Source organism: Kumtagia sp., from assembly GCF_059502445.1.
Map to the genome: position 1 here is coordinate 1 of NZ_JCACER010000092.1, position 19,548 is coordinate 19,548.

General features: G+C 66.9%; 19 protein-coding genes. 2 read left to right on the forward strand and 17 right to left on the reverse strand.

Annotated features, from left to right (window positions below; all coding sequences use genetic code 11):
- Positions 1 to 525: 525 nt before the first annotated feature.
- The 12 genes from AC5JDC_RS23905 to AC5JDC_RS23960 all read right to left on the reverse strand — a co-directional run bounded on the left by AC5JDC_RS23905 (position 526) and on the right by AC5JDC_RS23960 (position 12,363).
- The gene (locus AC5JDC_RS23905) at positions 526 to 1,884 is read right to left on the reverse strand and encodes an amidase (protein WP_495845245.1); all 1,359 of its coding nucleotides are present in this window, start codon (positions 1,882 to 1,884) and stop codon (positions 526 to 528) included.
- Between the two features lie 2 nt (positions 1,885 to 1,886).
- Positions 1,887 to 3,119 carry an ABC transporter substrate-binding protein gene (locus tag AC5JDC_RS23910; RefSeq protein ID WP_495845246.1) on the reverse strand — a complete coding sequence of 411 codons (1,233 nt, stop codon included), beginning with the start codon at positions 3,117 to 3,119 and terminating at the stop codon, positions 1,887 to 1,889.
- Positions 3,116 to 4,186, reverse strand: coding sequence for a CobW family GTP-binding protein (locus tag AC5JDC_RS23915; protein WP_495845248.1), 1,071 nt, complete (start codon positions 4,184 to 4,186; stop codon positions 3,116 to 3,118). Before AC5JDC_RS23915 ends, AC5JDC_RS23910 begins: the two co-directional genes overlap by 4 nt.
- Positions 4,179 to 4,508, reverse strand: a complete 330-nt coding sequence (locus tag AC5JDC_RS23920) for a hypothetical protein (protein ID WP_495845251.1) — start codon at positions 4,506 to 4,508, stop codon at positions 4,179 to 4,181. Before AC5JDC_RS23920 ends, AC5JDC_RS23915 begins: the two co-directional genes overlap by 8 nt.
- 57 nt (positions 4,509 to 4,565) lie before the next feature.
- The gene (locus AC5JDC_RS23925; protein ID WP_495845252.1) at positions 4,566 to 5,447 is read right to left on the reverse strand and encodes a polysaccharide deacetylase family protein; all 882 of its coding nucleotides are present in this window, start codon (positions 5,445 to 5,447) and stop codon (positions 4,566 to 4,568) included.
- Positions 5,448 to 5,485: 38 nt separating this feature from the next.
- Positions 5,486 to 6,589, reverse strand: coding sequence for an ABC transporter ATP-binding protein (locus tag AC5JDC_RS23930; RefSeq protein WP_495845254.1), 1,104 nt, complete (start codon positions 6,587 to 6,589; stop codon positions 5,486 to 5,488).
- 64 nt (positions 6,590 to 6,653) lie between these two features.
- Positions 6,654 to 7,886, reverse strand: a complete 1,233-nt coding sequence (locus tag AC5JDC_RS23935) for an ABC transporter substrate-binding protein (RefSeq protein ID WP_106770447.1) — start codon at positions 7,884 to 7,886, stop codon at positions 6,654 to 6,656.
- Positions 7,887 to 7,979: 93 nt separating this feature from the next.
- Positions 7,980 to 8,750: an SDR family NAD(P)-dependent oxidoreductase gene (locus tag AC5JDC_RS23940; RefSeq protein WP_495845256.1), complete on the reverse strand. Its 771-nt coding sequence runs from the start codon at positions 8,748 to 8,750 to the stop codon at positions 7,980 to 7,982.
- A 13-nt stretch (positions 8,751 to 8,763) separates the two neighbouring features.
- A complete protein-coding gene (locus AC5JDC_RS23945) occupies positions 8,764 to 9,495 on the reverse strand; it encodes an SDR family NAD(P)-dependent oxidoreductase (protein ID WP_495845258.1) in 732 nt (243 codons plus the stop codon).
- On the reverse strand, positions 9,492 to 10,337 hold the full coding sequence (locus AC5JDC_RS23950; RefSeq protein WP_106770450.1) for an ABC transporter permease: 846 nt from the start codon (positions 10,335 to 10,337) through the stop codon (positions 9,492 to 9,494). The genes AC5JDC_RS23945 and AC5JDC_RS23950 overlap by 4 nt, the downstream gene beginning before the upstream one ends.
- A gap of 1 nt (position 10,338) precedes the next feature.
- Positions 10,339 to 11,238: an ABC transporter permease gene (locus AC5JDC_RS23955; RefSeq protein ID WP_495845259.1), complete on the reverse strand. Its 900-nt coding sequence runs from the start codon at positions 11,236 to 11,238 to the stop codon at positions 10,339 to 10,341.
- Positions 11,239 to 11,289: 51 nt separating this feature from the next.
- Complete coding sequence (locus AC5JDC_RS23960) at positions 11,290 to 12,363, reverse strand: ABC transporter ATP-binding protein (protein WP_495845261.1); 1,074 nt, start codon at positions 12,361 to 12,363, stop codon at positions 11,290 to 11,292.
- A gap of 509 nt (positions 12,364 to 12,872) precedes the next feature.
- On the opposite strand from AC5JDC_RS23960, the gene AC5JDC_RS23965 reads away from it, so the two are divergent.
- Complete coding sequence (locus AC5JDC_RS23965; protein ID WP_495845263.1) at positions 12,873 to 13,895, forward strand: GntR family transcriptional regulator; 1,023 nt, start codon at positions 12,873 to 12,875, stop codon at positions 13,893 to 13,895.
- Positions 13,896 to 13,965: 70 nt separating this feature from the next.
- Here AC5JDC_RS23965 and AC5JDC_RS23970 read toward each other — a convergent pair whose 3' ends face one another.
- The 5 genes from AC5JDC_RS23970 to AC5JDC_RS23990 are packed head-to-tail and all read right to left on the reverse strand — an operon-like array spanning position 13,966 to position 18,203.
- Complete coding sequence (locus AC5JDC_RS23970; RefSeq protein ID WP_495845265.1) at positions 13,966 to 14,937, reverse strand: 5-oxoprolinase subunit C family protein; 972 nt, start codon at positions 14,935 to 14,937, stop codon at positions 13,966 to 13,968.
- Positions 14,927 to 15,802 (reverse strand): 5-oxoprolinase subunit B family protein, encoded by an 876-nt coding sequence (locus AC5JDC_RS23975; protein ID WP_495845267.1) that lies wholly within the window; start codon positions 15,800 to 15,802, stop codon positions 14,927 to 14,929. The genes AC5JDC_RS23970 and AC5JDC_RS23975 overlap by 11 nt, the downstream gene beginning before the upstream one ends.
- Positions 15,802 to 17,181: an acetyl-CoA carboxylase biotin carboxylase subunit gene (locus tag AC5JDC_RS23980; protein WP_495845268.1), complete on the reverse strand. Its 1,380-nt coding sequence runs from the start codon at positions 17,179 to 17,181 to the stop codon at positions 15,802 to 15,804. The genes AC5JDC_RS23975 and AC5JDC_RS23980 overlap by 1 nt, the downstream gene beginning before the upstream one ends.
- Entirely contained in the window at positions 17,178 to 17,420 is a 243-nt protein-coding gene (locus AC5JDC_RS23985) for an acetyl-CoA carboxylase (RefSeq protein WP_495845271.1), read from the reverse strand. Before AC5JDC_RS23985 ends, AC5JDC_RS23980 begins: the two co-directional genes overlap by 4 nt.
- 12 nt (positions 17,421 to 17,432) lie before the next feature.
- Entirely contained in the window at positions 17,433 to 18,203 is a 771-nt protein-coding gene (locus AC5JDC_RS23990) for a 5-oxoprolinase subunit PxpA (RefSeq protein ID WP_495845272.1), read from the reverse strand.
- Positions 18,204 to 18,473: 270 nt separating this feature from the next.
- On the opposite strand from AC5JDC_RS23990, the gene AC5JDC_RS23995 reads away from it, so the two are divergent.
- Positions 18,474 to 19,385 (forward strand): LysR family transcriptional regulator, encoded by a 912-nt coding sequence (locus AC5JDC_RS23995; protein ID WP_495845274.1) that lies wholly within the window; start codon positions 18,474 to 18,476, stop codon positions 19,383 to 19,385.
- Positions 19,386 to 19,548 lie beyond the last annotated feature (163 nt).

Below are 19,548 nucleotides of genomic sequence, written 5' to 3' on the forward strand. Positions count from 1 at the left end.
TGGGAGCAACCGCAGCCCCCAACAAGAGCAATTATGCCATCTCACCATGAGGGCTTCTGATAGGCTTCCGCTTATCGTCGCTGTCACTGCGGCGGATCAGGGGTGGCGCGTGGCGCAACCTTCTAGTAGCCCTCATGGTGAGCTTGTCGAACCACGAGGGCGCTTGGTTCCAGGCATTCCACACCGCCGGAGCGCTTCGCCACCGCTCCGGCATGGATCCTATGGTCTCCGCGACGGCCTTCGGCCTGCTTCGCCATAGGATGACGAAGAGACTGGCGTCTCCGCCAATCGCCGACGTCGGTGACTACCGGGAACCCTGTTGCCTTCGTCATCCCAGGGCGGAGCCGGAGCGAAGCGGAGGCGCAGACCCTGGGATCCAAGCCGTACCGGTGGCGAAACGCTCCGGCGGTGAAGATATCGCGACGGCCTTCGGCCTGCTCCGCCATAGAATGACGAAGGGACTGGCATCTCAGCCAATCGCCACGTCCGTGGCTATCCGCAAACCCATCGCCCAAGCCGAAAACGTCAGCCTTCCAGCAGCCGCTCGACTGTCGCGGCCCCAGCCAGCAAACGGTCGTCGCTTCCGCGCGGGCCGGAGAGAAGGAGGCCGACTGGCATGGCGTCGGCGCCAGTGCCGCACGGAAGCGATACGCCGCAGCAGTCGAGGAAATTGCCGACCAGCGTGTTGCGCAGCGTTTTTGCGTTGATGCGGAAGAACAGGTCCTCGTCTTCCAGCAGCGGCCCGACCGGCGGCGCGACGTGCGGCAGAGTCGGGCTGAGCAGGATGTCGCCGGGTCCGATGCGCGCCTCGAAGGAGCGGATCAGCCGCTCGCGCGCGTTCAGCGTTTCCACATAGTCGGCGAGCGAGATTTTTTCGCCCAGCGCCGTGCGCTTGACCACGCGCTGGTCCATCCGGGCCGCCTCGGGTCCAAAAATGCGGTCGCGATGGACAACGAAGGCCTCCGCCGTCACCAGCGCGCCGTGGCGGGCCATCAGCGCGAAAAGCTCGGCGAATTCCGGAAAGGGTTCGCGGCGGATGCGCGCGCCGGCAGCGGCCAGCCGCTCGACCGCCGTTTCGAAAGCGGCGACCACGCCCTCCTCCGCCTCGTCGAAGAAGACCGTCTGCGGGATGACGAAGAACATGTCCTTCGTCAGCGGGCGCGCCTGCCCGCCCGACACCGGCAGGCCGCGCATGGCGGCGTCGATCCAGACCGCGTCCTGGACGGTGCGGCAGAGCGGCCCCAGCGAATCCAGGCTTTTCGCCAGCGGAAAGACGCCGTCCATGGAATAGCGGCCGCGGGTCGCCTTGTAGCCGACGATGCCGTTGAAGGCGGCGGGGATGCGCACCGAGCCGCCGGTATCGGTGCCGATCGACACCGGGACGAGGCCCGCCGCGACCGCCACGCCGGATCCGGAGGAGGAGCCGCCGGGTATGCGGTGCTCGCCCTGAGGCGAGGCCGGGTTGCGCGGCGTGCCGTAATGCGGATTGATGCCGAGGCCGGAAAAGGCGAACTCGCTCATGTTCACCCGGCCGACGCTGACCATGCCGGCGCCGGCGAGCGCCTGCACGACGACGGCATCGGCCTTCGCCGGTTCGGCGGCGGCGAGCACGCGCGAACCGGCCGTAGTCGGCAGGCCGCTTATGTCGAACAGATCCTTCCAGGCGACCGGCACGCCGTCGAGCACGCCCAGCGAGCGGCCGTCGCGAAAACGCCGGCGCGCGGCTTGCGCTTCCGACAGCGCGCGCTCCTCCAGCAGTGTGATGAAGATCGCGGTGTCGGGATGGCTGCGGATCGCCTCGAGCGTCTGCTGCGCAAGGTCGACCGGATCGAGGGCGCCGGACTGCAGCAGCACCGAAAGCTGGGCGATCGACCGCGATTCCATCGTCAGATGTCCTTCTCCGCCCGCCCGACCAGCTGCATCCAGCGGCGGACAAGATAGTTGTGCTCATCCATCGTGGTGTTCCACACCGCGATGCTGTTGGCGCGCTGCCAGTAGGAGCCGCCGCTGCGCACCGAGCCGCGCTTGACGCGGATCGAGCCGTCGGGGCCCGGCAGATCCTCGCGCGCCGGCAGGCCCTCGTACCAGTAGTCCCATTCGGCCGGCGTCATATAGCAGCGGGAGCGCTCCGGCGTGGATATGTAATAACCCTGCCGCGCCACAACCGCGCCCGGCCAGCCGGAGATCCACCAGTTGAGATAGTCGTAGGCGACGTCGAGGTTGCGTCCGTGCAGGCGCCGCGACAGGCAGAGCCCGCCGTGCCAGGCGCGATACCCTTCGGCGGGGGTGGCCTGCTCGATGGGAAAGCCCGAGCCGTTGAGGATGCCCAGCCCCGTCGACCACATGCTCTGGATGTCGGTCTCGCCGTCGATCATCAGCCGCGCGGCGTCCTCGGCGGTGCGCCAGAAGCCGCGGAAGAAGCCGGCCCTGCGCCGCTCTTCGAGGATGTCGACGAGCTGGTCGATCTCGGAAACGGTCATGTTGCCGATGTTGCCGAAGCTCATCAGCCCGGCCGCCTGGGCGGCAAGCGCCGCGTCGAAGATGCCGATCGCCGGCTCGTCGACCAGCGCGGCGCGGCCGCTCCAGCGCTGGTCGAGCAGCGCCGCCCAGCTGTTCATCGCCGGTGCGTGATCGACCGCATCGGTGCGATAGGCGAAGCTGTCGAAATTATGCGTCGTCGGCAGCATGGAGATGCGGCCGGTCGGCGTGTCGCCGAGCGCGAAACTCGGCTGCACATAGAGCTTGCGGGCCGGCACGTCGCCCTGCCCGGTGCGGGCGCTCGGCCCGATCTGGCCGGTCTTGGTCAGGTCGTTGATCTCGTCCCAGAGCGGGATGCGCGAAATCTCGATCGGCTGGATGGCGCGCCAGTACCAGACGATATCGAGGTTGTGAAAGCACTGGTCGTAGATGTCGTAGCCTTCCGGCTCCTGCGCGGCCTTGTGCTGGGTGACGATGAAGTCGTTGTTGTCGAAGCTGACCTCGATGCCGAGATCCTGCTCGGCCTTCACCCGCAGCTCCTCCAGCAGCGAGATGGCGGTGCCGAGCACGCGCAGCTTCGGCTTCCCCGCCGTATGGATTGCAGGTGCGGCGGGCTGCGGGGCGGGCGTATGCTTGTTCATCGAGAGTTCGGCGCGCTCCGGGCCGCGGCAGGCGGGGTTGCTGATACGCCGGCCGCGCGGCTGCGCGTGAAGGCATGGAGCGAGCGTTTCAACAAGCCGACGTCGAGACCGTCAACAATAAAGACGATGCGCGAGGTTCTGTCCGCCGATGGCCAGGCCTGCATGTGCACGGGCGGATGGACGAGATGCTGAACGCCGTGGATGGCGACGGGCCGCTCCTCGCCGGCGAGATCGAGGATGCCCTTCACCCTGAGTACGCGGTCGCCGTGGCGGTTGAGCAGCATGGTCAGCCAGACGCCGAAGCCGGTCCAGTCCAGCGGCTCGTCGACAGTGACTACGAAGGAGGAGATGGCCGCCTGGTGGGCCGCACCTTCCGCCGTAACCAGCATGGACGGGGCGTCGCAATAGAAGCCGCTGGTCGATTGCAGGCTCGCCGCCCTGCCCGCCTCGCCGCCGCCGAGCAGCACGTCCGCGCCGGGGCCGTCGGCGGCCGCGACGAAGCAGTCGGCATCGGGGTTGATGCGGACGAGACGCTCCTTCAGCGCGTCCATCGACGGGCCGTCGGCGAGGTCGGCCTTGGTGATCACCAGCCGGTCGGCGATCGCCGCCTGCCGGTTCGATTCGATGTAGGTGTCGAGCTGCGCCAGGCCGTTGACGGCGTCGACCGTGGTGACGACGCTGCCCGGGCGGAAATGGTGGCGCAGCACCGGGTCGGATTTCAGCGTCGACAGGACCGGAAAGGGGTCGGCGAGCCCGGTGCTCTCGACGACGACCCGCGAGAAGGCGGGCACCAGGCCGCGCTCCCGTTTCGAATGCAGGTCGCGCAGCGCATCGGCCAGCTCGCCGCGCACCGTGCAGCAGACGCAGCCGGATTGCAGCAGCACCATGTTCTCGTCGATGCGCTCGACCAGGTGGTGATCGAGACCGATCTCGCCGAACTCGTTGATGAGCACGGCCGTGTCGGCGAGCGCCGGATCGGCGAGCAGCCGGCGCAGCAGCGTCGTCTTGCCCGAGCCGAGAAAGCCGGTCAGCAGGTAGACGGGGGTGAAGGCCGGCACGTCAGCCATCGGCGGCTTCCATGCGGGCGATCAGCGCGGGGTCGAGCGGGTCGCACGGCCGTCCGGACAGCCGCTCGGCCGCCGGCCAGAGATGGCCGAGATCCTCGATGATCTCGCTCTTGCCGGTGCGGGTGGCGATGATGAAGGAGGAGCCCTGCCAGTCGGAAAGGCTCATGCCGAAGGCCGACAGGACATGGTTGGCGGCGGCCACGCGGCGCGCCCGCTCGCGCCGCCGGTCGATGCGCTCGACGTTGCGCGTGTAGACGCCGGGCCGCGCCACCGCGTCGGTCCAGTGCTCGTTTCCACCCAGGACGCCGCAAAGCGAACACATGGCGCCTCACGTCCTTTCCATTGTTGGGGGAGCGGCTGAGCCGCTCCCCCGTATGCATCACTTTTTGCGCGGGAAGCGCTTGGCAAAATCGTCGGCGATCTCGTTCATGGTGACGAATTTTACGCCCGGATGCTTGATCATATGGGCATAGAGGCGCTCCAGCATCATCAGCACCTGCGGCCGGCCGGCGACGTCGGGGTGGATGGTGAGCGGGAACACCGCATAGTCCATCTCGCGGTAGACCCAGTCGAACTGGTCGCGCCACATCTGCTCGATGTCGTGCGGGTTGACGAAGCCGTGGCTGTTCGGCGACTTCTTGATGAACATCATCGGCGGCAGGTCGTCGAGATACCAGGAGGCCGGAATTTCGATGAGGTCGGTCTCGTGGCCGCGCTTCAGCGGCACCATCCAGTCGGACGGCTTCTTCGAATAGTCGATCTTGGTCCAGCTGTCGCCGACGCGCACGTAGTAGGGCGTGAAGTCGTTGTGCATCAGCGAGTGGTCGTACTTGATGCCGCGCTCCAGCAGCAGCTCGTTGGTGACGTTGGAGAACTCCCACCACGGCGCCACATAGCCGGTCGGGCGCTTGCCGGAGAGTTTGGTCACCAGTTCGATGCACTTGTCGAGGACCTCGGTCTCCTGCTCGCGCGTCATGGCGATCGGGTTCTCGTGGGTGTAGCCGTGGATGCCGATCTCGTGGCCGGCGGCGGCCACCGCCTGCATCTGCTCCGGAAAGGTCTCGATCGAGTGGCCGGGGATGAACCAGGTCGTCTTGATGCCGAAACGCTCGAACAGCTTCAGCAGGCGCAGGCTGCCGACCTCGCCGGAAAACAGGCCGCGCGAGATGTCGTCGGGCGAATCCTCGCCGCCATAGGATCCGAGCCAGCCGGCAACGGCATCGACGTCGATGCCGAAGCTGCAAAAGATCTCCTTGGCCATAGGGGTGTCTCCTTTTTCCCTGATTTTCGTTCGGATCGTCAATGCGCCGGGATGACCGTCGCCTCGGCCGCCTTCCAGCTGAGCAGCACGCCGCTGCCGACCGGGAAGGCGCCCGGCTGGTACTTGTCGACATGGGCCTCCAGCGAAACGGTGCGGCCGTCCAGGAGCCGTGCTGTGAGATGCGAGATGTGGCCGACGACGTCGAAGCTTTCGATGTGGGCGTCGACGAGATTGGTCGTGCCGCCGCGCGTCAGGCGTTCGCGGGTGGCGGCGGCGTGTACCTCAATCGCCTCGGCCGGCACCACGAGGTTGACGCGGCCCTTGTCGGCCGTCCTGCCGTTGGCGCGGCCGCTGAGCACGCCGACGCCGGTCGACACGACGATGTCCTCGCCCCGCGTGCCGGCGACCTCGCCCTGCAGGACGGTGTTGCGGCCGATGAACTGGGCGACGAAAGGCGTGTTGGGCCGGGTGTAGAGCTGGTGCGGCGGGCTGACCTGCTCGACGCGGCCCTGGTTCATGACGACGATGCGGTCGGACAGCGCCAGCGCCTCCGACTGGGCGTGGGTGACGAAGATGAAGGTGACGCCGAGCCGCTTCTGCAGGAGCTTCAGCTCGTTCTGGATGGCTTTTCGCAGATTGGCGTCGAGCGCGCCGAGCGGCTCGTCAAGAAGCAGGATGTCCGGCTCGACGGCGAGGCCGCGCGCCAGCGCGATGCGCTGGCGCTGCCCGCCGGACAGCCGGTCCGGCTTGCGGTCGGCGATGTCCTCGAGATCGAGCGTGGCGAGGATATGGTCCACCTTGGCGTCGCGCTCGGCCCTGGGCAGGCCCTTGACCTCCAGCCCGTAGCCGACGTTGCGGCGCACCGTCATGTGCGGGAACAGCGCATAATTCTGGAAGATCATCGAGGTCGGACGGCGCTGCGGCGGCACGTCGTTCATGCGCTCGCCGCGGATCAGCATGTCGCCCGACGAGATGCTCTCGAAGCCGGCGATCATGCGCAGCGTCGTGGTCTTGCCGCAGCCCGACGGGCCGAGGAAAGCAATGAACTCACCCTTGGCGACCGACAGGTCGAAGTCGATCACGGCCGGCGTGCCGTTGTCGTAGACCTTGCCGGCATTTTTGAGTTCCAGGTCGAAGATCATCGGTCTCTCCCGAAGGCAGATAGCGGGAACCGGGGCGGCAACGCCCCGGTTCCAAAGTCGTGGATCAGGCGCTCAGGAACTCGTCCCACTTCTGGATGAGGTGGTCGTACTCGTCCGGCCACTGGTGCCAGTAGGCAACGTTGGCCGCGCGCTCCTCCAGCGAGCCGCCGTCGCGCAGGTCGCCTTCCTTTATGCCGCGCTCCTCGGCGCCGACCCAGGGCTTGCCCTCGTACCAGAAGGCGTATTTCTCCGGCGCCATGACGTTCTTGATGTTGGTCGACGGCGAATAGTAGCCCTGCTCGGAGACGGTGATGCCCGGTTCGCCCGACAGCCAGAAATCGCAATAGGCGATGACGGCTTCGCGGTTCGGCGTGCCGGCGAGCATCGAAGGACCGATCGCCCAGCCGCGATAGCCCTCCTTCGGCACGGCGTACTTTGCGGGCTTGCCCTGCGCCTTCACGGCCATGACGGCCGGCTGCCAGGCGTCGGAGACCACCATCTCGCCCGAGGCCATCAGGTTGACCAGCTCGCCGAAATCGCCCCACAGGGCGCGGAACTGGCCTTCCTTCTTCTTGGCGATCAGGAATTTCGCGGCCTCGTCGATCTCGGCCGTGTTGGGATTGCCGGGGTTCTTAACGTCGGAGAGGCCCAGCGTGTTCATGGCCATGACGGCCTGGCCGAAGGCGATCAGCGGATCGGTGTTGAGGCCGGACTTGCCCTTCCATTTCGGGTCGAAGATGCAGGCCCAGGTATTGGCTTCCTCGGCCGTCACGACGTCCGGGTTGTAGCCGATCGAGTCGTAGTTGTAGACGACCGGAACCATGTTGAGCGTGGTCTGGCCCTCATCGGCCCAGATCTGGCCGACGATCTGCGCGCGGCGCTCCCATTTGTCGCTCGGCTTGGTGAAGGTGTCGCGGATGTTGGCCCAGTTCTTGAGCGAGGCCGCGGGGATCGGCTCGACATTGTCGGTCATGACGATCGACGGCAGGCGCTCGCCGATCGTCTCCCAGCAGTCGTAGTCCTTCGAACCGGAAAGGATCTTGGTCTGCGCGTCGGGGAAGGTCGCGGCCGTGCCGGAGGTGGTGCCGACGCCGGAGGCCTTCTTGAACTCCTCGAGGATGCGCTCCTGCACGGTCACCGAAAGGCCGATGGTGCGGAGCTGCTGACCGGCGAGATCGGCGGCCTGCGCCCAGGCGGCGCGTGACGACAGCAAGGACGTGCCGCCTCCCATGGCGAGCGCGATCGCGCCAGCGGACCGCTTCAGAAGGGAGCGGCGATTGATTTCCATTGTGGACATGGCTCTTCTCCAGCTTGTTGTGTTCCCCGGAACCGCAGGGATGCGGCCCCTTCTTTCATGCCACTGCGGCGGATCGCCCGCCGCTGCGGCGGTTCAGTACCGGCCCACGAGCAGGCCGCCATCCACGACCAGCACCTGGCCGGTCATGTATCTCGCTTCCTTCGAGGCCAGGAACGCGATGACATCGGCGATGTCCTCCGGCGTTCCGAGCCGCCCCATCGGAATGAATTCCGCCGCCTTCTCCGCGGCCACGGGACCCAGCGAATTCTCCTCGGACAGGAGCTGGGCGGTGCGGATGTAGCCCGGCGCCACGCCGTTGACGCGGACGCCATCCCTGGCCATCTCCACGGCGAGCGCCCTGACCAGGCCGACCACGCCGGACTTGGCCGCCGAATAATGGACGTGCTCGTCCCAGCCATAGGCGACGCCCATGATCGAGGAGAGGGCAACGATGCTGCCGGAGCGGCGGGCGCGCATGCCCGGGGCGGCGGCCCGCACCAGCCGGAAGATGCCCTTGAGGTCGATGTCGAAGGTTAGGTCCCACTTCTCGTCGGTGAGCTCGGCCAGCGGCGTGCGGTGGGCGATGCCAGCATTGGCGACGATGACGTCGATCCGCCCGTGGCGCGCCTCGACATCGGCAACCAGCGCGTCGGCGGCCTCCCTGGAGCGCACGTCGTAGCGACGGAACTCGGCCGAGCCGCCGGCCGCCGCGATGGCCTGCGCCGTCTCGCGGCCTTCCTTCTCGAGGATGTCGGTCACCACGACATGGTCGCCGAGCGCGCCAAAAGCCTTGGCGGTCGCATGGCCGATGCCGATGCCGGCGCCGGTGATGATGACGATGCGGTTCTTCTTGTCTTCGCTCATGTCGATCTCGCTCTCAAAGCATCACGTCGCCGGAGTTCGGCCCGAGCGTCTGCCCGACGAACAGGCTGGCGGCAGGCGAAGCGAGGAAGGCGACCGTCTCGGCCACCTCCTCCGGCTCGCCGAAGCGGCCGAGCGGCAGCTGCGCCCGCTTGGTGGCGCGCCAGTCCTCGGAAAGCTCCATCACCAGCGGCGTGTTGATGGGACCGGGGGCGACGGCGTTGACGCGCACGCCGCGGGCCGACACCTCGCGCGCCAGCGCCTTGGTCATGCCGATGATCGCCGCCTTGGCGCCGGAATAGTGGACGAGCTCGACCCCGCCGATCTGGCCGAGCTGCGAGGCGATGTTGACGATGACGCCCTTGCCCGCCGCGAGCATGGCCGGCAGCACCGCCCTGGTCACCAGGAAGGTGCCGCGCACATGCACGGCGAACATGCGGTCGAAATCCTCGACCTTCAGGTTCTCGAACAGCGCCTGGTGCGCGATGCCGGCATTGTTGACCAGCAGCCCGACCTCGCCATGGGCGTCGAGCGCGGCCTCGTGGATCGCCGCTACATCCGTCTCCCTGGAGACGTCGCCAGCCCTGGCTGCCGCGACGCCGCCCTTTGCGCGGATGGCCGACGCCACCGCTTCGGCGCGCTCCGGGGAGAGATCGTTGACGAGGACGGCATAACCGTCGGCGGCGAGCCGCTCGGCTATGGCCTTGCCGATGCCGGAGCCGGCGCCGGTGACGATGGCGGAGATCACGCTTCCTCCTGGATGGCGACGCGCCTGGCCCTGCGCACCGACATCGCCATCAGGATGGCGTAGGTGCCGAGCAGCGCGAAGGAGAACAGCGTGGTGAGCACGCCGAAGGCAAAGACGTTCGGATGCACCTCCACCGAGAAGGTGCCGTAGATGGCGAGCGGCAGCGTCAGGTCGCGGCCGGAGGCGAACAGCGTGCGCGAGAACTCGTCATAGGACAGCGTGAAGGCGAACAGCATGGCCGAGAGCACGCCCGGGAAGATCAGCGGGAAGGTGATCTTGCGGAAGGTGCGGGCCGGACTGACGCCGAGCGACCAGGACGCCTCCTCCACGCTCGGGTCGAAGCGGTTGAAGATCGCCAGCATCACCAGGAAGGCGAAGGGGAAGGTGTAGACGACGTGCAGAACGAAGGCCGTGCCCCACCAGTGGCGGTCGATGCCGAAGGCGTTGGCGACCAGCGCCATGCCGAGGCCGACCAGCACGCCCGGAACCATCATGCCGAGCACGATCAGGTAGAAGACGACGCCCGAGCCGCGGAACTTGCGGCGGAAGGCCTGCGCCGCGGTGACGCCGAGCACGGTGGAGACGACCATCGTCATCACTGCCAGCGTCAGCGAGCGGACCAGCGCCTGCTCGATCGGCAGCGGCGCGATGCGCGAGGGCGGCGTCAGGCCGAACAGGTGGCGGTACCAGTAGGTCGACCACTCGATGATCGGGAACTGCGGCCCGCCCTCCGGCCCTGTCTGGAAGGACAGGATGCCGAGCACGACCAGCGGCCCGTAGAGGAAGACGATGAACAGCGCCGTATAAAGGCCGAGCCCGAACTTGATGCCGGTGGCGTTCATCTCAGAGCTCCTTCCTCAGGTCGACCACCCGCAGCAGCGCCGCGACGACGATGCCCATCAGGACGGTGAGGACGACGCCGGCGACCGCGGCGAAGGCCCATTTCAGCGACCCGACCTGGGTGACGATGATGTTGCCGAGCAGGTTGACCTTGCGGCCGGAGAGCGCCGCGGCCGTGGCGAACTCGCCAAGCACCATGACCGAGACGAAGATCCCGCCGACGACCACGCCGGGCATCGACAGCGGCAGGATGATGGTGCGGAAGATGCGCCAGAAGCCGGCGCCGAGATCCTGCGCGGCCTCCAGCACCGACGGGTCGATGCGGCCGAGCATGAAGGCGATCGGGCCGACCATGAAGACGCAGTAGATCTGCGTCATGCCGATGATCACCGACAGTTCGGAGAACAGCAGGACCTCGATCGGCTGGTCGACGATGCCGAGATTCATCAGGATCATGTTGATCGCCCCCTCCTTGCCGAGCATCGGCCGCCAGGCCAGCACGCGGATGAGGAAGGAGGTCCAGAACGGGATGACGCAGAGCACGAGCAGCGCGGTGGAGAGCGTCTTGTTCCTCACGAACAGGCCGACGAACAGGGCGGCGGGATAGCCGACGACGAGCGTAGCGATGAGCACGATCAGCCAGATACGGACCGTCGTCCACAGCGCGCCGATATAGGTGTCGCTGCTGAAGAAGGTGATCCAGCTCTTCAGCGTCAGCGTCGGCTCGATCTTGAAGGTGGTCTGCGTCCAGAACGAGACATAGACCATCATGGCGATCGGCAGCACCAGGAAGAGCAGCATCCAGATGACGCCCGGAGCGAGCAGCCAGAACGTCCGGTCCGACCGCTTTCCGTCCTGGCTGGCCGCTGCTTCGGCCGGTCTATCTTGGCTCGTGGCAGCCATCGTCATTTCTCGTTCTCCAATGGGAGGCCGACACCGCGCGCCGCGCGGACATCACGCGAAGACAAGGGCGTCCTCCTTCTTCCACACGAGCGCATAGCGGCCGCGTTCCTCGTAGTTTTCCGGAGCGGCGTGGCTCAGATGGGTCTCCACTTCGAAGACCCGGCCGTCGTCGAGGGCGAAGAAGGAGTTGATCGCGGCACCCGAATACTCGCTGGCGACGAAGCTGCCCTCGATGCGGACCTCGTCGCCGGCGGGTGCCGCATCCTTCGGCCGGATCGACACACGGTCGTAGCGGATGGCATAGGCCGGTTTCGCGGCAGGCTGACGGGCGCCGCCGAGCGCCAGCCGCCCGACCGGGCTGGCGAACGCGTCACCCTCCAATTCGCCGGAGAAGATGTTGAAGCAGTTGAGGAATCTTGCCACGTCCGGCGAGGCGGGACGGCTATAGAGCGTGCCGGCATCGGCGGACTGGGCGATCCTGCCGCGGTCGAGCACGAGAACGGTGTCGCCCATGGCGAGCGCCTCGGTCTCGCTGCCGGTGACATGCAGGAAGGTGACGCCGCAGCGCTCGCGGATTTTCCGCAGCTCGCCGCGCATGCGGGTGCGCAGATTGGCGTCGAGCGCGCCCAATGGCTCGTCGAGCAGCACCATGCTCGGCTCGGTCACCAGCGTGCGGGCCAGCGCCACGCGCTGCTTCTGGCCGCCGGATATCTGGGTGATCGCCCGGTCCTCGAGCCCGGAAAGTCCGACCAGCGCGATGATGTCGCGCACGCGGCCGGCGACGATCTTGGCATCCGTCACCGGATCGACGACGCGGTTCTCCAGGCCGAAGGCGATGTTCTGCCTGACGCTCAGATGCGGGAACAGCGCGAAATTCTGGAAGACGAAGCCGATGCCGCGCTGGTGCGGCGGGACGCCGTCAATGCGGCGGCCGGCGAACAGGATCTGGCCACCGTCCGCAGGCTCGAAGCCGGCGATCACGCGCAGGAGCGTCGTCTTTCCCGATCCGCTCGGCCCGAGCAGCGAGACATAGGCGTCGTTCGGCAGGGTGGCGTCGATCCCCGCAAGCGCGGGAACGCCCGCGTAGGACCTGTGGACGTTCTTCAATTGCAGGACAGCCGACACGTCCGCTCCTATCCAGTCCGGGGCCAGGCGCATCGCGGCAATGCTCCGCCGCCGGGCGCATCGGCGCCCAGGCAAAGCGGCCAGCCTTCGCGCATCCTCGGACGCGCATGACAGCGATGTTCCGGTGCTCCTCGCTTCGTTCCACCTGCAGCGCCTCTCCGGGCGCCTTGGCAGAAAAACTATCTCACGAATGACTTTTGTATTCAATAGACTTTTTTGTAGCGCAGGGCAGAAAATGCGGAGCCGTTTTCGTAAGCTACCGTCTCGTCATGCACAGGCCGACGCCGCGACGAAAATCGCGCCAAGCACAGCACATCTGTGCCGTTTGCCGCGATTCCGGGCAGCATTCGGCAGAAAAGTCCTAATCCTTAGGCAGCCAGTCCAGGCGGCTTCATGCCACGGGACTAACTCGTGCGCGTTTTCCTTTTGTATTCAATAGTCATTTTATGGCATCCTTTCCTTTGCAAGGAGAATACGCCAGTGTGCGCGCAATCGAACGATGCGGACGCATGACGGGAACCATGGACGACGACCGCACAACCGCCAGCACGCAGAGGCGCTACGAGATCGCCGAGGACGTGCTGCGCGGCAATATCGAGGCCGGCATCCTGCCGCCCGGGCTGGTGCTTCTCGAAGGCCCGATCGCCGAGATCCTGCAGATATCGCGCGCACCGGTGCAGCGGGCGCTGCAGGCCCTCGAAGCGGAGGGGCTGATCCACCGCTTCGCCGGCCGCGGCTTCCTGGTCGGCGCGCCGGGCAGCGCCATCGAGCCGAACAGGACGGAGATCAAGTCGCTCGGCCTGATCGTGCCGCGCCATGCCGACGAGGCGCTGCAGAGCCGCTCCTCGTGGGAGCGGATCTACAACACGGTCGAGGCCGACGTCGCCGGCTGCGTGATCTTCGGCCAGTACCGCATCATCGAGATGGAGCTCGCCAACCATTTCAACGTCAGCCGCACCGTGGTGCGGGACGTGCTGACGCGCCTGCGCGAGCGCGGGCTGGTGCGCAAGAACCAGAGCTCGCACTGGATCGCCGGCCCGCTGACGGCGCAGACGGTCAAGGACCATTTCGCCCTGCGCAGGATGCTGGAGCCGCCGGCGATCCGCCTCGGCGCCGGCGCCATCGACCAGGCGCGGCTCGAGGCGCTGCTGGCGCGGCTGCGCCAGGCCGAGGGCGGCAGCGGCGGCGATTTCCTGCGCGAGGTCGAGGCGGTGCAGGCCGACTTCATCGAATGCTGCGTGCTTGCTGCCCCCAACGAGCGGCTGCGCGACCTGGTGCGCAACAACCTTTTGCCGGTGACGGCCACCGAGCGGCTGCTGCGCCGGCTCGGCCTGCCGGGCGACCCGGCGATCATCACGGAGCTGAGGCTGATCGTCGAACTGCTGCAACGCGGCGCGACGGACGCGGCGGTGTCGATGATGGACACGCATCTCGAGGCGTCGCTCAACCGGACCATCGCGCAAATGAAGATCGTGGCGATCATCCCGCGGCCGGGCGCGACGGCCGCCTATCTCACGCCGGTGCTGGACTAGGGTCCGCAGCGCGCAGACAGTCGCGAAAGGCAGCGGGCGAAGCGGAGCGTGTCGCATCGCCCTCTCCCGCTCACGCCAGCGCCACATGGAGCGCGTCGAGCGCGGCGCGGCGGGCTTTTCGCGCTGCCAGCGCCTCTTCCATCGTCACCTCGACGAAGCGTGTCGGCGTGTGCGGCTGCAGTTGCCCGATCAGGTCCATGTCGGCCGAGATGACCGTGCCGACCATGAAATAGCCGCCGCCGGAGACGGCGTCGCGGTGCAGGATGATCGGCTCGGTGCCGCCCGGCACCTGGATGGAGCCGTAGGGATAGCAGCTGTCGACGATGTTGGATGGGTCGGAGCCGGCGCCGAAAGGCTGCTCGCGCTCGACGAAGTCGAGTTTTCTGCCGCCCTTGAAGCGGTAGCCCATGCGGTCGGCCTCATTGGCGACCTTCCACTCGTCGGCGAAGAAGTTTTTCTGCGATTCCTCGGTGACGCGGTGCCAATAGAGGCCGGGCAGCACGCGCAGCTCGACCGGCATGCCCGGCGCGCGGCGGAATTTTTCGCCGAGCGAGCGCCCCTCCGCGGCGAGGCTGCCCTTGCCGACCGGCAGTTCGTCGCCCGCCGCCAGCGGCCGGCCCTTGTAGCCGCCGAGCGCGCCGATCGGATAGGTGGAGCGGCTGCCGAGCGCCACCGGCACGTCGATGCCGCCGGAGACGGCGATGTAGATGCGGGCGCCCGACTTCAGGAAGTCGAAGGTGAGCGTCTGGCCGGCCTTGACCTTGAACGCCGTCCAGCCGGGCTGCGCCACGCCGTCGACCTTGGCCGGCATGTCGGCGCCGGTCACGGCGACCAACGCGTCCTCGGTAAATTCGAGTTTCGGGCCTATGAAGACGGCTTCCAGGCCGGCCGCACCCTCGTCATTGCCGACGAGCAGGTTGGCGGCGCGCATGGCGTAGCGGTCCATGGCGCCGCCGATCGGGATGCCGAGGTGGAAATAGCCGGGCCGGCCGAGATCCTGGACGGTGGTCGCCAGACCGTGATGCACAACCTTAATTGCCATTGAGCACGCCCTCGAGCTTGGCATTGTAGCCGTCGATGTCACGGCGGAACTCGCGCAGGTCGAAGCTGACCTCGCGGATCGGCGGCGCAAAGCGTCCGCCGGCGACGTCCTCGACGGCCTGGTCGTAGGCGTCGCGGTCGATCGCCTTGAACTTGACGATGTCGCCGGGCCGGAAGAACACCATGAAGTCGCGGAGGTAGCTGGTGGTTTGCGTCGGGTCGAAGATCGGCATCGGCGTGATGCCGAACATCTGGTAGCCGCCGGCGCCGCGCACCGAATAGATGCAGCCGAAGCAGCCGCCATGCCCGACCGTCAGCTTCGGCGTGTCGGTGCGCGGGCGCAGGTATTTCGGCACCTGGATCTGCCGCTGCCGCTCGACCATCTGGTACATGAACGGCAGGCCGGCGACGAAGCCGACCATGGAGACAAACCAGGGCGAGCCGGAATGGGCGGCGACGAAGTCGTCGACCGAGCCATAGTCGTTGATGCGCGCGGCGTAGTCGAGGTCGGTGCCCGACGGATCCTGGTGCCGCTCGCGGAAACGCATCAGCGTCTCATGCGTCCACGGATCGTTGTAGAAGACCGGGATCTCGACGATGCGCGTACGGATGACCGGCTCGGCCTTCTCGGCCGCCTGCTCGATCGCCTTGACCTCCCTGAGAATGTCGTCCGGGCTGATCACGTCCGGGTCGAACTTGACCTGCAGCGAGGCGTTGGCCGGGCAGATCTCGGTGACGCCCCTGATGCCGCTGTCGCGGACCCCGCCGGACATGGACAGGCTCTTGAAGAAGGCGTCCAGCGACATCTCCTCGCTGCACTCGACGAACAGGTGCTCGTCGCCGCCGAAGGAATAACGAACGCCCATCAAGCCACCTCCGCTTTCGGCCGGCTGGCGAACACCTCGTCCAGCCAGCCTTCGAGAAATCTCGTGTGAAAGTCGCCGCGCCGCACGCTGCCGTCAGCGGCGAGCGCCAGATGCAGCGGCACGGTGGTCGCGACCCCGTCGATGACGAGGCCCCTCAGCGCCGATCTCAGCCGGTCGAGGCAGGCGTCGCGCGTCTCGGCCCAGACGACCAGCTTGCCGAGCAGGGAATCGTAGAAGGGCGGGATCGTGTAGCCCTCGTAGAGCATGGTGTCGAAGCGGATGCCCTCGCCTTCCGGCACGACCAGCCGCCGCACCGTGCCGGGCGCCGGCATGAAGCCGCGCGCCGGGTCCTCGGCGTTGATGCGGCATTCGATGGCGTGGCCGCGCAGCGCGACGTCCTCCTGCCGGACCGACAGCGGCGCGCCGCCGGCGACGCGGATCATCTCCTGGACGAGGTCGATGCCGGTGACCATCTCCGTCACCGGATGCTCGACCTGGATGCGCGTGTTGACCTCGATGAAATAGAATTCGCGGCTGTCCTCGTCGTAGAGATATTCGACGGTGCCGGCGCCGCTGTACTTCACCTCACGCGCCAGCGCCACGGCACTCGCGCACAGCTTTTCGCGCACGTCGGCCGGCAGCAGGAAGGACGGCGCCTCCTCCCACACCTTCTGCCGCCGCCGCTGCAGCGAGCATTCGCGCTCGAAACAGTGGATGAAGTTTTTGCCGTCGCCGAGAATCTGCACCTCGACGTGGCGGGCCTTGCCGATCACCTTCTCCAGATAAAGGCCGCCGTCGCCGAAGGCGGCCAGCGCCTCGGCCGAGGCCTGCGGAAAATGCCGGTCCAGGTCGGCCATGTCGGCGGCGATGCGGATGCCGCGCCCGCCGCCGCCGGCGGCGGCCTTGATCATGATCGGAAAGCCGGCTTGCGCGACCACGTCGCGGGCCTCGTCGATGCTGGAAACCCGGCCGGCGCTGCCCGGCACGGTGGGCACGCCGGCGCGCGCCGCGACCTCGCGGGCGGCGACCTTGTCGCCGAGGAGGCGGATGGCGTCGCCCTTCGGGCCGACGAAGACCAGCCCCGCCGCCTCGACGGCATCGGCGAAATCCGCGTTCTCGGACAGGAAGCCGTAGCCGGGATGGACGGCGTCGACGCCCGCCGCCCTGGCGGCGGCGATGACGGCCTCGATGTTGAGATAGGATTTTTTTGCCGCCGGCGGGCCGATGTCGACCGCCTCGTCGGCCAGCCGCACCGCCAACATGTCGGCATCGGCGGCGCTGTGGACCTGCACGGTGCGGATGCCGAGCGCCTTGGCCGCCTTGACGATGCGCACCGCGATCTCGCCGCGGTTGGCAACGAGAAGCGAGCGGATGGTCATGCCTCGACCTCGGCGATGACCTGGCCGGCCATGATCGGCTCCTCATTGTCGAGCAGGAAGCGGATCGCCTTGCCGTCGACGCCGGCCGGAACCTCGTGAAAGGTCTTCATGACCTCGATCAGGCCGATGGTGTCGCCGCTCGCCACCGCATCGCCGTCGACCTTGAAGGCCGGCGCGTCGGGCGACGGCGACCGGTAGAACGTGCCGGGCATGGGCGCTCTGATCTCGTGCTTGCTCATCTACAAGAATCCTCAGGTAGCGATCGTGGAAACGGGCGCGATGCGGATTCCCGCCGCCTTCAGCGCCTCGCGCATGCGGCTGGCGATGTCGAAGGCGCCCAGCGTGTCGGAATGGAAGCAGACGGATTCGAATGCGATGTCGATGTCGTTGCCGGTCACGGTGCGGACCTTGCCCTCGGTGCAGGCGCGCACGACCTTTTGTGCGATCTGCTTCGGGTCGGGGCGCCCGGCATCGCGGGTGAACACGATCGAGCCGGAATCGTCGTAGTCGCGGTCGGCGTAGAACTCGCGGATGACCGGCTGGCCGAGATCGCGCGCCGCCTGCCAGGTGGCGGAGCCGCCCATGCAGAAGACGAAGGCGTTGGGCTGCACGGTACGCATGTATTCGACGAAGATGCGCGACAGCTCGGCATTGACCGCCATCTCCATGTAGAGCGCGCCGTGCGGCTTTACATGCTGCAACTGCGCGCCATGCCGCCGCGCGAATTCCTTCAGCGCGCCGACCTGGTAGACGATGTCGTTGACCAGCTCCTTGCCGGTGCCGGCGATCCTGCGCCGCCCGAACCCCTGTAGGTCGGGATAGCCGGGATGCGCGCCGACGCCGACACCGTGGCTGACGGCCAGCCGCACCGTCTCGTCCATCAAATTGGGATCGCCGGCATGGAAGCCAGCGGCGATGTTGGCGGAGCTGATCAAGGGCATCAACGAGGCGTCGTCGGTATCGCCGATGCGCCAGCGGCCGAAAGCCTCCCCCATGTCGCAGTTGATGTCGACGGAACGCACTGACCACCTCTGCTGCTTGCGACACGGCCGGCCGCCGGCGCTGCATCGGAGAGGCAGGCTAGGAGATCGAGAGTGGTTTGAAAAATTCTATCTTTTGCCCCATGGTATAAAAAATTCAGAACGAGCGCGGGCAGGCCGCCGCCGATATAGGCAGTTCGAAGTCAGGCGCTTAGGCAAGAATTGCCCAGGTCGCAGGCATAGGACCCTGTCCACGGCGATCATCAATTCTGATATTTCGAAGATGCTGTTCAGTTTTTCGGAAAGCTTTGGATGTCACTCAGCCTCAAGCAGCTCCGCTATTTCGTCGCCACCGCCGAGGTCGGACAGATCTCGCAGGCGGCGGTCAACCTTTCCATCTCGCAATCGGCGATCACCACCGCCGTCAAGGAACTCGAGCGCCATGTCGGGGCCGAGCTGTTCGTGCGCACGGCGCATGGCATGGACCTGACGCCGGCCGGCCGAGAGCTGCTCTCGCATGCCTACGACATCCTGAAGAAGGTCGACGACGCCACCCACCTGAGCGCCGTCAGCAACACGGTGGAGGGTTCGCTGACCATGGCAGCGACCTATACGGTCATCGGCTACTTCCTGCCCTATCACATCGAGCGGCTGCAGCGGCTGTTCCCGCGGCTCGACATCCAGCTGTTCGAACTCAACCGGGAATCGATCGAGGAGGGGCTGCTCACCAACCGCTACGACATCGCGGTGCTGCTCACCTCCAACATCCTCAACCCGCAACTCACCACGGAGAAGCTGCTGAGTTCGACCCGCCGGCTGTGGGTGCCGTCGCAGCACCCGCTCCTGCAATTGCCGAGCGTCGGCCTGGAGGAGGTTTCGAAGGAGCCGTACATCATGCTGACCGTCGACGAGGCGGCGCATACGGCGATGAAATACTGGAGCGCCTCGCTCTACCAGCCGAAGACCATTTTGCGCACCTCCTCGGTCGAGGCCGTCCGCTCGATGGTCGGCAACGGCCAGGGCGTGGCGATCCTGTCCGACATGGTGCATCGGCCGTGGTCGCTGGAGGGCCGGCGCATCGAGACGATCACCATGCGCGATCCTGTGCCGGCGATGGATGTCGGCCTCGCCTGGCGGCGAACGGTGGAATTCACTCCGGCGATGCTGGCGGTGCGCTCCTATTTCCAGCAGGCGTTCCACATCCCGGTCAGCCGGGTGGCGTGAGGTGGGCGGCGGCTGAGTCGCCACTCCGTCCAGCACCCCTCATCCGACCTCGCTTCGCTCGGCCAGATGAGGGGTGCTGGACGGAGTGCGATGCGGGGCGTAAGCGCCGGGGACAGTTTACTTTTTTCGGCCCGCGCGACGTCTGGCTTGCTGCGGCTTTCTG